Source organism: Dactylosporangium sp. CA-233914 (genome assembly GCF_050942935.1).
Taxonomy (GTDB): Bacteria; Actinomycetota; Actinomycetes; order Mycobacteriales; family Micromonosporaceae; genus Dactylosporangium.
Genome location: NZ_CP192030.1, coordinates 9,813,844 through 9,828,217 on the forward strand (window position 1 = coordinate 9,813,844; position 14,374 = coordinate 9,828,217).

Sequence of the window (14,374 nt, forward strand, 5' to 3'; positions counted from 1 at the left end):
CACCCCGGTCGACGATCGACCTGGCATCGCTAGAGCGCCAGGTTCGGGTTCTCACCGGGGGCGTACCAGGTGCCGAACGTCTCGTGCACAACGCGGTTCCCCTTGTCATCGACGGCGGGGCTCTTGGCCGGGTCAGTCATGTTTTCCTCGCCAGGCTTGCCAAGGTTGTCGATGAACTCCTGCAGCGCCTTCCGGACGCTTTCGTCGGCGACACCGAAGTTACTGCCGGCCGTCACCGCCAGGATCCTCGCCTGATCCATGACGCCCAGCTGCTGGTGCTCGCCCCCGCCGCCCGTGACGTTCGCCGATATTGCGCCCGCCGGCCCGAACAGCATCGTGAACGCCTTGTTGTACGACGTCTTGAACTCTTCCGCCGAGTAACCGGACGGGCTGGCCCAGCTCAGGTGAATGTCCTGCCACGACTTCATGATGTTGTTCCAGCTGCCCTGAATGTGCTCGAGGATCGGCGGCATCCACGCGCTCGCCGCCATCCAGACCGCGAGGGGCTCGACGTTGAAGTGATAGGCGGGGTTGTTGTAGTTCACCGGCGCGGACGACTTGTCTGACATCAACCTTGAAAATCCGGCCGTGGGATCCGGTGCATCAGCCATTGGTCGTTCCGTTCTCGTGCAGGGACACAGCTCCGCCGATTGTCGGACAATAACGATCATCCACCGGCTGACGACAGTGCCCTGTTCCTGACCGGAATTGTGACCGGAACAGGGACGTTGTGGTCGGCCCCGGGCCCGCTGCACCGTCAAGGTAGCGGCAGTGGCTCCTGAGCCAGATAGCTGGCGATGTGGACCGAGGGCGTCGACGCACCGCGCCGGCGCCACCCGAGGCTGAAGGAGTTTTGCATGGGAGACGAATTCCCGTACCTCCCCAACGACTCAACATACGATGCGCAGCCGGCGGACAGGGATCCCAAGACCCTGCGTCAGGGCGAGCAGATCCGCTGGGGCGACACGAACCTCATCCCGACCCTCAGCACCGGCACCACCACGGCGTGGGATGTCGTCGGCGCGGTGCCCGCCAAGGACTCACAACAGCCGGGCAGCAGCAACAAGCCACCGGCCGACTCCACCATCAAGGTCAGTCCGGGCGCGATCCGTGACAGCGAGCAGACATTGATGACGGCCCTCAAGAGGGACGCCGCCGACTTCAACACGTTCAAGGGCAAGGTTCGCGGCTACCTGCCCTGGGTCTTCTACACGGACAGCGCCGAGAACGCGACCATCACCTACCACGACGGGACATACAATAGCTACTACGACAACCCCCCCAAGGGCGAGTACGCCAACTTCACCGACGAGCACCCGCAGCAAACCCTGGAGGCCGTGAACACCACGGACGCCCTCGTCCGGGGCATCGCATCGTGCTACGTCATGGTCGGCTCGTTCGTCGACCTGATGGACCTCGCCGCGCAGTCCTACGCCGCGGCCGACCGGGCGTCGTTCCCGCCTGACTGGCTGAAGGAGCCTGTGGAGAACCAACCTGCCGTTGATCCCCACCTGACTGGTTCGACCTCCGGCGCCCTCCAACCGAGCGAGGATCTTCTAGCGCAGCGGCGCATGCGCGACGGCCTCGCCTAAGCCTCGATCCGTGGACCGGATTGCTCCGCCGTGACCAGAACCGGTGTGGAGATGTGACGAGAGTGCCCTGCCAGCTGGGATGATCGGGTTTGTCTAGGACCCTGACCGGACCAGCGTGGAAGGACACTCTCGGTGCAAGCATCTCATGCCTGGCGCGGTGACAGCGCGGTGTTCGATGAGGGCAACCTCGTGTCGCACGCGGGCCTGGTGCCGCTGCTGGAACTGGCCGAGCAGACGGGACTGTCACAGCTGCTGGACGAGCACGTGCGGTTCGTCGACGAGCGGGTCAAGTCCGGGGCGGCCAACGCGACACCGAAGCTGACCTCGATCGTCGCTGGGATGGCCGCCGGCGCGGACAGCATCGACGACCTCGACGTCATCCGCGCCGGTGGGACGGGCAAGCTGTTCAGCGGCGTCTACGCCGCTGCGACGCTGGGGATTCTGCTGCGGGAGTTCACCCACGGCCACACCCGGCAACTGTCAGCGGTCCTGCGCCGGCACCTGCTCGCCCTCGCCGCGCGCACCCCGCTGCTGGCCGGCATCGACGAACGCGTGTTCATCGACATCGACTCGCTGCTGCGCCCGGTCTACGGCCACGCCAAGCACGGTGCGTCGTTCGGCCACACGAAGATCGCGGGCAAAACCGTGCTGCGCCGGGGCCTGTCCCCGCTCGCCGTCACCATCAGCACCCCGAACGCGGCGCCGGTCCTGGCCGCGGTCCGGCTACGAGCCGGACGCGCCGGCTCCGGCAGGGGCGCGGCGAGCATGGTCACCGAAGCCCTCAACACCGCCGTATCAGCCGGCGCGGACCCGGCGAACATCCTGGTCCGCGGCGACTCCGCATACTGCTCCGGCAAGAACGTCACCGCGGTCGTCAAAGCGGGAGCACAGTTCTCGTTCACGATCACCCGCAACCCCGCCGTTGACGCCGCCATCGCCACCATTCCCGATGAGCAGTACACACCCGTGCGCTACCCCGGCGCGGTCATCGACCCGGACACCGGGCAGCTGATCTCCGACGCCCAGGTCGCCGAAGTCCCGTACACCGCGTTCACCGGCACCCGCCACGAAACCACCGGCCGGCTCGTCGTGCGCCGCGTGCTCGACGCCAACACCCAGGACCCGCTGTTCCCGGTCTGGCGCTACCACCCGTTCTTCACCAACACCACCACACCGGTCACCGACGCCGACCTCACCCACCGCCAGCACGCCATCTGCGAAACCGTCTGGTCCGACCTCATCGACGGCCCCTGGGCCCACCAACCCTCCGGCTCCTTCCCCGCCAACGCCGCCTGGACCATCCTCGCCGCGATCTGCCACAACCTGCTCCGCGCCGCCAGCACGCTCACCGGCACCACCCGCTACACCAAAGCCCGAGGCGCCACCCTACGCACCCACCTGATCACCATCCCAGCCCGGCTCGCCCGCCCCCAACACCGCCCCACACTGCACCTACCCGCACACTGGCCCCGCGCCGCAGCCTGGCTCACCCTCTGGAACGCCGTCTTCGCCACCTGAGACAGACCACCCCCTGCCGCACGCACCACCACGCAACACCCCACCCGCAACCAACCCGACGGGCAGGAAACCGAGCACGCTGGACCGAGGGCCAGCAGCACAGCCACACCCTCAACCCAACAAGATCAATTCAATCTCATCCAAACACCCACGCAAGCGCCGATCCACGGATCGAGGCTAAGGCCCGAACACCGGTAGGCCGTTGGCGAGTTTCCGCTGTTCGCGGCGCTTTCCAACGGCCTCGGTGCGATCCACGCGGGCACCATTCAGCGCACGTATTTGACAACGGCGACGGCGGCCGCGATGATCGCGGCCGCCGTCTCGCTGGTGGTCGGGTCTCAGGCGGCCTGCCAACCTCTCATGTTGGCGGTTTCGCACTCGGTGTAGTTGTTCCACGTGATGTTCAACGCGTTGGAAATCTGGCCGAGCGTGCCGCCCGGGCCGAACAACGCCGCCGCGGCGTTGTGCCAGTTCTGGAAGAACGGCTGGAACTCGTTGGCCGCCGGGCTCTGCCAGAACTCCTGGAGCGCCTGCAGTCTGGTGAGCAGGGCCGCCAGGTCTGCATCGATGGCCTCCGCCTTGCCGAGCAGGATGCTTCCCTGGCTCTGCATGTCGGTCGAGACCATGATGGGTGTTGATGCTACGTTCGCCACGTCAATCCCTTCCTGTCCGCCGTCAGAGTCTGGCGGCGGGGATGGACTCGCCGATGTTGGTCAGGCCGGACGCGTTGCCCGTCTCGGTGTCGATGTAGTTGTGGGCGTTCTTCTTGAGCTCGGCGGAGATGCTCACGAGCGCTTGGTGGATCTGCCGGCCGTAGCGGTCGAAGTCCTGCATGAGCGACTCGAACTGCGAGTGGGCCAGGCCCTGCCACATGGCTTCCATGCCGTTGGCGAACGAGCGGAGATCCGCCAGCTTGGACTCCAGGTTTCCGGCTTCCCGGTCGCAGTCGCCTGCCTTGTCGAGCAGGTCCTGCGACGTGACGCGCAAACCGTTCACATTCGACCTCCTTGGGTCTCGGGTCGGTGTGTCCGGGTCAGATCCGCGCGAGTTGGGAGACACGGACGTGTCGAGCGTCGCAGACCCCTACACGATCAGCCAAGACACCGATTTGTGGTACATCCCGGTGCCCCATGCATCGACGCGGATCCCGCCGCTATTGGCGGTGGTCCTGCGCATATGCCCGCGCGTTGGCGGCCTCCGTGTCCTTGTAGTTCTGCCAGGTCTTCTGCATCCGCTCGCCGGCCTCGGCCAGGAGCGTGCTCAGGTCGGTGTACGCGATCTCGATGTCCGTGTTGAGAGCCGCGTAGCGGCGACCGGACGGGCTCTCCCAGTTCCACTCGGTGAGTTGGACGATCGACTTGAGCACACCGAGATATTCGGTGAGGTTGGCGGCCTCCCTCTTCATCGTGGCTATCGAGGTCTGCATGTTGTCGAGTTCGGTCGAAATGACGATCTTGGTATTCACCATGTTGCCGTCGGCGTCGGGAATGTTGACCCACTCGTAAATGATGGTGCCGTCCTGCTTGGTGACCACCTCGTTGACGCCGTCGGGGTTGTTCGTGTGGTTGTACTGGATGTTGCCGTTCGGGTAGGAGATCGTGACCGTCTCCTTGCCCTTGAACCCGGCCGTCGGCTTGCCGTCCTGGTTGAACTGGTTGTAGGTCCAGCCGTCCGGTGTAGTCATCAGGACCGGCCTGCGGTCCTTGTCGTAGGTGATCGTCGGCCCACCCTCGTAGGCCCATGTCTCGCCACCGTTGCCGGCAGGTGTGATGTGGACCGTCTTGCCGTCCTTCGTGGCCAGCGTCGGGTGGCCGTCCTTGTAGTCGCTGAGGGTCCACCCGTCCGGGGTGACCTCCCGGACGATGTGGTTTTCGGCGTCGTAGGTCACCGACGACTTGTCGGAGAACGTCCACGTCTCTCCGCCGCCGGCGACTTGCGTGATGGTCGCGGTCACGCCGGCCTTGGCCGCCTGCGTCGGGTGGCCGTCCTTGTAGTCGCTGAGGGTCCACCCGTCCGGGGTGACCTCCCGGACGATGTTGTGGTTGGCGTCGAATGTCACCGACGACTTGTCGGAGTACGTCCAGGTCTCACCCCCACCAGCCGCCGCCGCGATGTCAGCACTCACATCACCCTTGGCAGCCCGCGTCGCCTGCCCATCCACGAACTTCGACAACACCCAGCCATCGGCAGTGACCCGCTGCACCACATGACCGGCCGCGTCGAACGTCACCGACGACCTATCCGAGTACGTCCAGGTCTCACCCCCACCAGCCGCCGCCGCGATGTCAGCACTCACATCACCCTTGGCAGCCCGCGTCGCCTGCCCATCCACGAACTTCGACAACACCCAGCCATCAGGAGTGACCCGCTGCACCACATGACCGGCCGCGTCAAAGGTCACCGACGACCTATCCGAGTACGTCCAGGTCTCACCCCCACCAGCCGCCGCCGCGATGTCAGCACTCACATCACCCTTGGCAGCCCGCGTCGCGTGCCCATCCACGAACTTCGACAACACCCAGCCATCGGCAGTGACCCGCTGCACCACATGACCGGCCGCGTCGAACGTCACCGACGACCTATCCGAGTACGTCCAGGTCTCACCCCCACCAGCCACCGCCGCGATGTCAGCACTCACATCACCCTTGGCAGCCCGCGTCGCCTGCCCATCCACGAACTTCGACAACACCCAGCCATCAGGAGTGACCCGCTGCACCACATGACCGGCCGCGTCAAAGGTCACCGACGACTTGTCGGCAAAGGTCCATGTCTGGCCGCCGGCGTCGGTCCTCGCGATCGTGGCGAACTCGCCGTTGCGGGCCGCCGTGGCGGCCTGGCCGTGGTTGAACGTGATGTTCCAACCGTCGGCGGTCACCTCACTGACCGGATCTCCCGTGGTGAGGTCGTAGTAGACGACGGAACCGTTCGGCTGCGGAACCGCCTGGGTAGCCTCGGCCATGTCGGGCCCCTTACGCGACTGGATCTGACGGGGTCAAAGTGAGGTTAAGCGCCACGCACGAAACGACCGCAAGTCCCCTGTTACAGGACCGCCTGCTCAGAACAGGTGCCGGCCCACCGAGATCAGGTGGCTGAACATGCCGAACACGCCCAGCGTCAGTGGGGCCACCGCCATCGCCGTCATCGCCCCGACGACCTCGGCCCGGGTCCGCCGCACCGGCTTGCGCATGCCGGACGCGAGGGTGGCGTCGTCCGGGTCGGCCGGGCCGAGCAGGCTCAAGGCCACGCCCAGGCCGACCACCGTGAGGGCCGCGATGGTCAGCACGATACTGCGCGTCGACGGGGCGGCGTGCAGCACCCAGCCGTTGTCGGACAGCACGCTGAACAAGCCGACGAAGCCGGTACCCATGAAAGTCAGCAGTTCGACGGTGAAGCCGGCCAGGCGGGCCCGGACCAGCAGCCCGGCGCTGACGATGCCGGCCAGACCCAGTCCGAACGCGTTGCCCGACGCGGTGAGCACGGGCAGCGTCACCGTCAGGGCGATGGCGGGCCCCGCCAGCACCACGGCCAGCAGCCGGCGAGTGCGGTCGACCAGTTCGCCGGCCCCGGTGGCAGCCGCCGGCGCCGAGCGCAGCGCGCTGTGCCCCGACGCGATAAACGCCGCGGCGATCGTCCTGGCCAACGCGAGCATGCCGGCGCTGGTCGCCGCGACCAACGCGGCGGTCTCGACCCGGTCCGCGTGCAGACTCATGATCAGCGTCATCATCAGGGCGGCCACGACGAGGTGCAGCTCGATGGCGAAGAAGTACGGATCGGGCAGCACTGCCAACGCGATCAGCCCGGCCACGTTGGCCCCCACGATGACGCCCGCCCAGCCGTAGTCCGGGCCGCCCGTGGCCAGCCCGACGATCTCCCCGGCCACCGCCAGGCAGGGCAGCGCGGTGAGCACCATCGCCCGTCGCAGCTGGATCGGGATCATTCCACCGCGCTGGCTCAACGCCCACGCCGTCGCACACAGAACCAGGCCGGCCAGAGCGAGCGCGATGACCGTGCCGGTGGACGCGTGCGGCTGCCGGCCAAGGACGACGGCGGTCGCGCACATCCAGAGCAGACCGAGGTAGGTCGCGACGTGCCCCGCCGGCAGCATCCGCCGCCGGCTCGCCCGGGTCTCGTCGGCCACCAGCTCGTCCAGATCCTCGACCACGGGCGGATCGCCCGGCTCGCGGGCCACGTCGCGCAGGTACAACACCTGTCCGTCGACCACGTCCAGCTCGCCCAGATGGGCGGTGAGCGGGAACGGCACCTCCCCGGCGGGGGCCAGCGACCAGGCGGGCGGCTTCAGCGGATCGCGGTCCTGGCCGCACAGTTCGGCCAGCCGGGCCGAGTACTCACCGATCGGGGTCGACGTGGGCAGCGCCACATCGACCCGCTTGTGGGCACCGACCACGGTGACCCGGCTCTGCCCCTCGGCCATGATGGAACCTCCTGGTTAAACGCTGGACTGCGAAGCGTCGGGCACCGCGACCTGGATCAGCCGGGGCGGCCGGCCACGCCGGACCAGATGGCCCCGTCCGGGCGGCCGGGCCGCGGCGCGGACGTCGCCGATGACCGCGCCTTCCCGTGGGTCACCGGCCAGCACGACCGCGTCGCAACCGATGTCCTTGACCCGGTTGACCAACTGGTCGCCGAGCATCCGGTTGATGCCGGACACCCGCCGGGCCAGCACGAGGTGGAGGCCGACCTCGCGCGCCTGCGGGACGAACGCGGCCAACGGGGCCAACGTCCCGCCGGCGACCAGATCGTAGTCGTCGACAACGACGTAGATCTCGGGCCCTTGCCACCAGTCGCGGTCCCGCAGCTGTTGCGGCGTGATCCCGGAGGGCGGGATGCGCTCGGTGAGCTTGTCGACGACCTGCTTGACGTACTCCGTCGCGGTGATCGAGTCACCGGCGTAGGCGCCCAGGTAGTCCGCCGGCACCGCGTCCAGCAGGGTGTGCCGGAAGTCGAACAACACGATCCGGAGGTCGAACGCGGAGTGCCGGTCGGTCAGCCCGGTGATCCAGGTCCGCAGCAGGGTCGTCTTGCCCGCGCCCGAGTCGCCGAAGACGAGCAGGTGGTGCTCGTCGTTGACCAGGTCCAGGGCCACCGGGAGCAGGTTGTCCTCGGCGATCCCGATCGGGACCGCCGCCTCGTCCGGTCCGGCCATCCGTTCGACCTCGGAGGCTCCGATCCGGGCCGGCAGCAGCCGCACCGGCGCCGCCCGGCGTCCGGTCCAGCCGGCCGCGACGGCGGCCAGCGCGGTCGCCTGCGCCTCGCGCAGCCCCTCGGCGGTGTCCTTGCCGTCGATGCGGGGCAGCACGAGCTGGAAGTACGCGCCCGGCCCGACCAGGCCCCGCCCCGGCTGGTCGGCCGGCATCCGGGCGGCCATCCGCCGGTTGACCTCCGACTCGGTCGGGTCGTTGAGCCGCAGCTCGACCCGCGTGCCGATGCTGTCGCGCAGGGCCGAGCGGATGTCCATCCACCGGCCGACCGTCAGCACGAGGTGGATGCCCGCGCCGAGCCCCCGCGCCGCGATCTCGGCGATCAGCGGATCCGCGTTCTCGTACTCGGTGCGCACCGCGCCCCAGTTGTCGATCAGCAGGAACACGTCGGCGGTATGCGTCCCGGCGGGCAGCCGGCCCTCCTGCCGCCGGGCCCGGAAGTCGTCGATCGAGTCGACGCCAAGGCTGCGGAACAGCCGCTCGCGTTCACCGATCAGTGCCCGGATCTCCGCGAGCATCCGGCTGATCAGCTCAGGGTCGTGACGCCCGGCCACCCCGCCGACGTGCGGGGCGTCGGCGAACGTGTGCAGCGAGCCACCGCCGAAGTCGATGCAGTAGAACTGCATCTCCTCGGGGGTGTGGGTGAGCATCCCGGCCAGCATCAGGGTGCGCAGCAGCGTGCTGCGCCCGGTCCGGGGCGCACCGACGGCGGCCAGGTGCCCGTGCGCGCCGCCGAAGTCGACCATGAGCGTCTCCTGCAGCTGCCGGACCGGTATGTCGATGATCCCCATCGGGATCCGCAGCCGCCCGGTGTGCGGCCACAGCCCGGCGCTGTAGCCCCGGCCGGCCTGCTGGGACGGGGTACCGATGAGGTGGTCGAGGGCGAGCGCCGCGGGCAGCGGCGGCAACCAGACCTGGTGCACCGGGCCGATCATGCCCTTCAACCGGTCGACCACCATGTGCAGTTCGGTCGGCCCGGGGCCGGTCGGCGGCATGTCGTCCGGATCGGCCCAGCTGTCGTCCGCCGGGCCGCGCAGGTCGAACGGCACGACCGTGGTGTCCACCCGCCCGGCGGCGGCGGCGCGCTCCGTCTGGCTGAGGTACCGCGCGGACACGTGAGCGACCCGCAGCCGCTGATAGATCGACTCGTCCACCTTCAGGTAGGCCGAGCCCGGAATCGAGGGCAGCTGGTACGCGTCCGGCGTACCGATCACCACGCGGCTCTCCGCCGCGCTGAAGGTGCGCAGGCAGATCCGGTACGACAGGTGCGAGTCCAGCCCGCGCAGCCGGCCCTCCTCCAACCGCTGCGTGGCCAGCAGCAGATGCATGCCGAGGCTGCGACCGACCCGGCCGATCTGCAGGAACAGGTCCACGAAGTCCGGCCGCCCGGACAGCAGCTCGCCGAACTCGTCGACCACGATCAACAGGTACGGCAACGGTTCCAGTGGCCGCCCGTCGGTGCGCACCCCACCGGCCCCGCGGCGCACCTGGTACTCGCGGATGGAGTCGAGGTTGCCGGCGTCGCGCAGCAACCGCTGGCGGCGCTGCTGCTCGCCGATCAGCGCGGCGAGCACCCGGTCGATCATCGCGGCGTCGTCGGCCAGGTTGGTGATCAGCCCGGCCACGTGCGGCAGCTCGGCCAACGGGGCGAAGGCCGCACCACCCTTGAAGTCGACCAGTACGAAGCTCAGCAGGTCGGACGAGTGGGTCAGGGCCAGACCGGTGATGAGGGTACGCAGCAGCTCGCTCTTGCCCGAGCCGGTGGCCCCCACGATCAGCCCGTGCGGCCCGAAACCGCCCTGGGCGGACTCCTTGAGGTCCAGCACGACGGTGTCGCCCTCGCCGTTGGAGCCGATCGGCGCACGCAGCAACCGCGGGTCACCCGGGCCGGCCCAGCGGGCGGCGATGTCAACGGTCGCCACATCGCCCCCGAGCACCATCTCGGTCAGCGAGAAGGTCCGCGCCAGCACCTGTTCCCGCTCGTCGAACAGCCGCAGCGGGGCGAGTTGCCGGGCGACCAGTTCGGCGAGCGTCTCCGGCACCTGATCGGGCACCGATGTGGTGGCCCCGGTCACCACCAGGTCCGCGCCCGCGTCGACCCGAACCTCGCCGGGGCGCTCCACCCGCAACCGCAACCCGACCCGGCTCGGCTCATCGGACTCGCGCTCGACCAGGAACATCAGCGTGATGCCGGTGGTCGCACCGGCGGCGGAGACCAGCGAGCCGAGCAGCGGGGACCGGCCCCATTCGGAGACCGGCGCGAACCCCGTGAACACCACGACCAGCCGCCGCGCGGCCGGTTGCTCCGAGTTCAGCTGCATCCGCCGGTTCGCCTGCTGCTCAAGCCGGCGGCTGAGCTCGGCGGTCAGGAAGTCGGCCAGGTCCTCCGCCCCGCCCGCGACCAGCGAGCGGACCCCCGCCTGCCCGCGGGCCCGCGGCTCGTTGGCGTGCGGCAGCCACTTCGCCCAGTCCCACGATCCGTCACCGGAGGTTTCGACCGCGATCAGGACGTCGTCCGGGGCGTGCGTCACCGCGATCTGGCACAGGATCGCCCGCGCCGTCTCGTGGGTCCGCTCGGGCGGGCCGAGGACACTGATCACGCCGGCGTTGCCGACGTCGACGATCGTCGGCTGGTTGTCCACGTGGGCGAGTCGCTCGATCATCCGGTCCGCGGCCTGGGCGGATTCCCAGTCGTAGTCGCCGAGCGGGTCCAGCTTCTCGTCCAGCTGCATCGGGGTGGCCAGGCTCGCCTCGCCGAGCCCCACCCGTATCCGTAGGAAGTCGGGGTCCCCCGGGCGGCGCTCCCAGACCCGGCGGCGGTCGCCGGCGATCGCCCACAACCGGGTCGGCTCCGGATGGTTCAGCGCGGACAGCGTCCGCTGCCCGTCCGCGACCGCGCGGGCCTGGTCCCGGGCCCGCTTCAGCACCGCCCGGTAGCGCTGGCGCTGCTTGCGCAGCGCCTTGTTGGCATTGCCGCGCTGATTGAACCGCATGGCGATGATGGCGCCGGTGGAGGTGAGGAAGAACAGCACGCCAATGATGATCAGAGCCGGCCGGCCGAAGGTGACCATGTAGGCAGCCATGCCGACGCTGCTGAGCAGCGGCAGGACCAGGCTCCAGCCGCTGTTCGTCGGGTTCTCCTGCGGCATCTCGGGCGGGACCGGCAGCACCATCCGCTCTTCGGGCAGCTTCGGCAGCAGGTACCGGGCCGGGCGGTGGAAGGCGATGCGGCTCACCGGTTACCGCCGGAGTTCCCGGAATCGATGTCCAGCGACGGCAGGTCGGCCGGGAGCAGGGTGCTCAACTGTTCGGGTGTCGGTTCGCTGAGCTCGCCCACCCGCGCGGCGTGAAACTCCGTCATGTGCTGGAACACCTTGCGGGCGAAGCGACCGTTGCCGAACCCGGTGCCGCGGTCCACCTCGCCGAAGTAGTCGGCCAGCGCCCCACGGGTCGGCCCGCTCAGCACGTAGTCGTGCTGGGCCGCCTGCTGTTCGACGATGAGCACCAGCTCGTCGGCGGAGTAGTCCTCGAAGGTCAGGGTGCGGGAGAACCGGGAGGACAGGCCCGGGTTGGCCGCGATGAAATGGCGCATCTCCTTGGGATACCCGGCGACGATCACCGCGACCTCCTCACGGTGGTCCTCCATCAGCTTGACCAGGGTCGCTATCGCCTCCTTGCCGAAATCGTTGTCCTGACCCTCGGGTACCAGCGCGTACGCCTCGTCGATGAACAACACCCCGCCGAGCGCCCGCCGAAACGCGGCCTGCGTCTTGGGGGCGGTGTGCCCGACGTACTCGCCGACCAGCTGGCCCCGGTCGACCTCGACGAGGTGCCCGTCCGCGAGCACGCCGAGCGCGGCGAGCAGCCGGCCGTAGAGCCGGGCGACGGTGGTCTTGCCGGTGCCGGGGTTGCCGGCGAAGACCAGATGCCGGGACATCGGCGGCGGCAACATTCCGGCCGCCTTGCGCATCTCACTCATCTGCACCAGCTTCACCAGACCGCTCACGTCCTGTTTGACCCGCTCGAGTCCGACCAGCCCGGACAGCTTGCCCAGCAGGGACTCCGGCGTCTCGGGCGCCGCGGCGACCGTCGGCGGGCCGGCGGGCCGGGATCCAGCGGGCCGGGATCCGGCGGTGACCGGCCGCCCGGTCGGGGTCGCGGAGACCGTCTCCGGCGTCATCGGCATGGTGGACTTGCCGACGGCGGTGGTCCAGCAGCCCTCGAACACCGCGTTGGCGCCCGGCATCTGGCTCAGATCCTCCTCGACGTCGTGCACGTGGCAGCGGCGTAGCACCGGGTCGGCCCCGGCGCCGACGTACAGCGCCGGATAGTCGATGTCGGACACGTCGCAGTCCTCGAACGTGCCGTGCGCTCCCGGCGCGAAATAGACGCCGTTCTTCTTGCACCCGGCCACGGTCACCTGGCGCACCAGCGGCGCGGCGCCCTCCGTCACCGCGATCCCGCTGCCGCCGATTCCGTTGACCTGGCAGCCGTCAAGCGTCGGCGTGGCCAGCTGGTCGATGAACACACCGGCGGCGCCGCACCGGGTGATCCGGCAGTCGCGCAGGGTCGGCGCGGCGGACGCGGCGATCTCCACACCGGTCTGCGCGATGTCGCGGATCTCGCAGCCGTGCAGGAGCGGCCGGTGCGGGGTGTCGATGCGCACGCCGATCCCGCAGGAGACCACGGACACGTCCCGCAGTTCGGCGTCCGCGGTGGCGTCGACCTGCACGCCACCGAGCGTGGCACCGTCGATGGTGCCGCCCTGCAACCGCAGCAGGGATCGGTCCGAGGCCCGAACCCCATATTCGGGGGTACCGGCGACCACGCACTGCACCAGCGCCACGTTGGCCTCGCCGGTCAGGTGCACCGCGCTGAACTTCGAACCGCGCAGCTCGCACTGCTCGATCACCGCCCGGCTCGACCCGTTGGCGAACAGCCCGTTGGCCCCGGCGCCGGTGACCGTGCCGCCCCGGTAGCGCAGCTCGGCGCGATCGCGAAGCGCCACCGCGGTCACCCCGGCGTTGACGATCCGGGTGTCCAGCAGGGCAAGCCGGCTCTCCCCGTCAGCCACCAGTCCGACCGCGCCGGTACCGTCTACTGTGGAGTCGCGCAGCAGTACCTGCGCCGACCCGCCCAGCACCAGGCCGGCGCCCCCGACCCTGGTCAACTCGCAGCGCTGCACGGCGACCCCACCGACCTCACCGGGATCACCGAACGGGTCGTTGTCCGGGCCCGCCGCGTCATCGGCGTCCGGCGACGCCGGCCGGTCCGGCCGCAGCGAGGTCCACCAGCCGGCCCGGAACGGCGCGCTGGACGCCAGCCAGATGCCGTCGCCCGCCAGATCGTGCAGGTGGGTGTCGCGCATCCGGGCCTGGCCCCGATCGTCGACGTGCAGTCCGGCCGTCTCGCAATGTGCGATGTCGCAGCCGGCCAGGTCGACCGTGCCGGTGTCACCCACCTGCACGCCGGAGCCGCTGACCCGGCTGATCGACGAGTTGGTCAGGCTGACCGCTCCGGCGCCGCGCACCACCACCCCGCTGCCCTCGACACCCTCCACCCGTAGCTGCTCGGCGGTCAACCGGGCCCCGTCAGCGGCGATCACCCCGGCGGTCGTGCTCTGGCTGATCGAGCACTGTCGCAGCACCACCGTGGCCCGTCCGCCCACCTGCACCGGTCCGCCGATCACCCGGCAGGACTGCGCCGTCAGCTCGCCCGACTCGGCGACGATCACCGCGGTGTCCGGGCGGGCCCCGCGCACGGTCAGCCCGCGGACCACGGCGACACCGCCCACCAGTACCAGCGCCGGACCGTCGATCCCGACCAGCTCGACCGCCTGGTCGGGATCCTCGCCGACGATGGTGACCGCCTTGTCCAGCAGCAGGCTCTCCCGGTAGACCCCCGGGGCCACCGCGATCACGGTGCCCGGCCGGGCCGCCCGGACCGCGGCGCCGATCGAACGGTGCCGGCTCCACGCCCGCGTGGACACCCGTTCCAACGCCCCGGTCGGGGCCGTAGCGGCGGATCGCTGCGGCTGCATCGACG

9 protein-coding genes are annotated in these 14,374 nt (G+C 69.5%); 2 read left to right on the forward strand and 7 right to left on the reverse strand.

The window, feature by feature from the left end; all coding sequences use genetic code 11:
- Positions 1-29: 29 nt before the first annotated feature.
- On the reverse strand, positions 30-611 hold the full coding sequence (locus ACQPY0_RS43445) for a hypothetical protein (protein WP_432974609.1): 582 nt from the start codon (positions 609-611) through the stop codon (positions 30-32).
- Positions 612-857: 246 nt separating this feature from the next.
- Between ACQPY0_RS43445 and ACQPY0_RS43450 the strand changes: the two genes are divergently transcribed.
- Entirely contained in the window at positions 858-1,592 is a 735-nt protein-coding gene (locus ACQPY0_RS43450; RefSeq protein ID WP_432974611.1) for a hypothetical protein, read from the forward strand.
- A 132-nt stretch (positions 1,593-1,724) separates the two neighbouring features.
- The gene (locus tag ACQPY0_RS43455) at positions 1,725-3,110 is read left to right on the forward strand and encodes an IS1380 family transposase (RefSeq protein ID WP_432972463.1); all 1,386 of its coding nucleotides are present in this window, start codon (positions 1,725-1,727) and stop codon (positions 3,108-3,110) included.
- 338 nt (positions 3,111-3,448) lie between these two features.
- On the opposite strand, the gene ACQPY0_RS43460 is transcribed toward ACQPY0_RS43455, so the two are convergent.
- From ACQPY0_RS43460 to ACQPY0_RS43485, 6 genes are all read right to left on the reverse strand, one after another.
- The gene (locus ACQPY0_RS43460) at positions 3,449-3,736 is read right to left on the reverse strand and encodes a WXG100 family type VII secretion target (protein ID WP_432974613.1); all 288 of its coding nucleotides are present in this window, start codon (positions 3,734-3,736) and stop codon (positions 3,449-3,451) included.
- Between the two features lie 49 nt (positions 3,737-3,785).
- On the reverse strand, positions 3,786-4,106 hold the full coding sequence (locus ACQPY0_RS43465) for a WXG100 family type VII secretion target (protein ID WP_432974615.1): 321 nt from the start codon (positions 4,104-4,106) through the stop codon (positions 3,786-3,788).
- Positions 4,107-4,263: 157 nt separating this feature from the next.
- Positions 4,264-6,069: a hypothetical protein gene (locus ACQPY0_RS43470; RefSeq protein ID WP_432974617.1), complete on the reverse strand. Its 1,806-nt coding sequence runs from the start codon at positions 6,067-6,069 to the stop codon at positions 4,264-4,266.
- A gap of 96 nt (positions 6,070-6,165) precedes the next feature.
- Positions 6,166-7,542, reverse strand: a complete 1,377-nt coding sequence (locus ACQPY0_RS43475) for an EsaB/YukD family protein (protein WP_432974619.1) — start codon at positions 7,540-7,542, stop codon at positions 6,166-6,168.
- 15 nt (positions 7,543-7,557) lie between these two features.
- Positions 7,558-11,565, reverse strand: a complete 4,008-nt coding sequence (gene eccCa / locus ACQPY0_RS43480; RefSeq protein WP_432974621.1) for a type VII secretion protein EccCa — start codon at positions 11,563-11,565, stop codon at positions 7,558-7,560.
- On the reverse strand, positions 11,562-14,369 hold the full coding sequence (locus ACQPY0_RS43485; protein ID WP_432974623.1) for a right-handed parallel beta-helix repeat-containing protein: 2,808 nt from the start codon (positions 14,367-14,369) through the stop codon (positions 11,562-11,564). Before ACQPY0_RS43485 ends, eccCa begins: the two co-directional genes overlap by 4 nt.
- Positions 14,370-14,374: the final 5 nt, after the last annotated feature.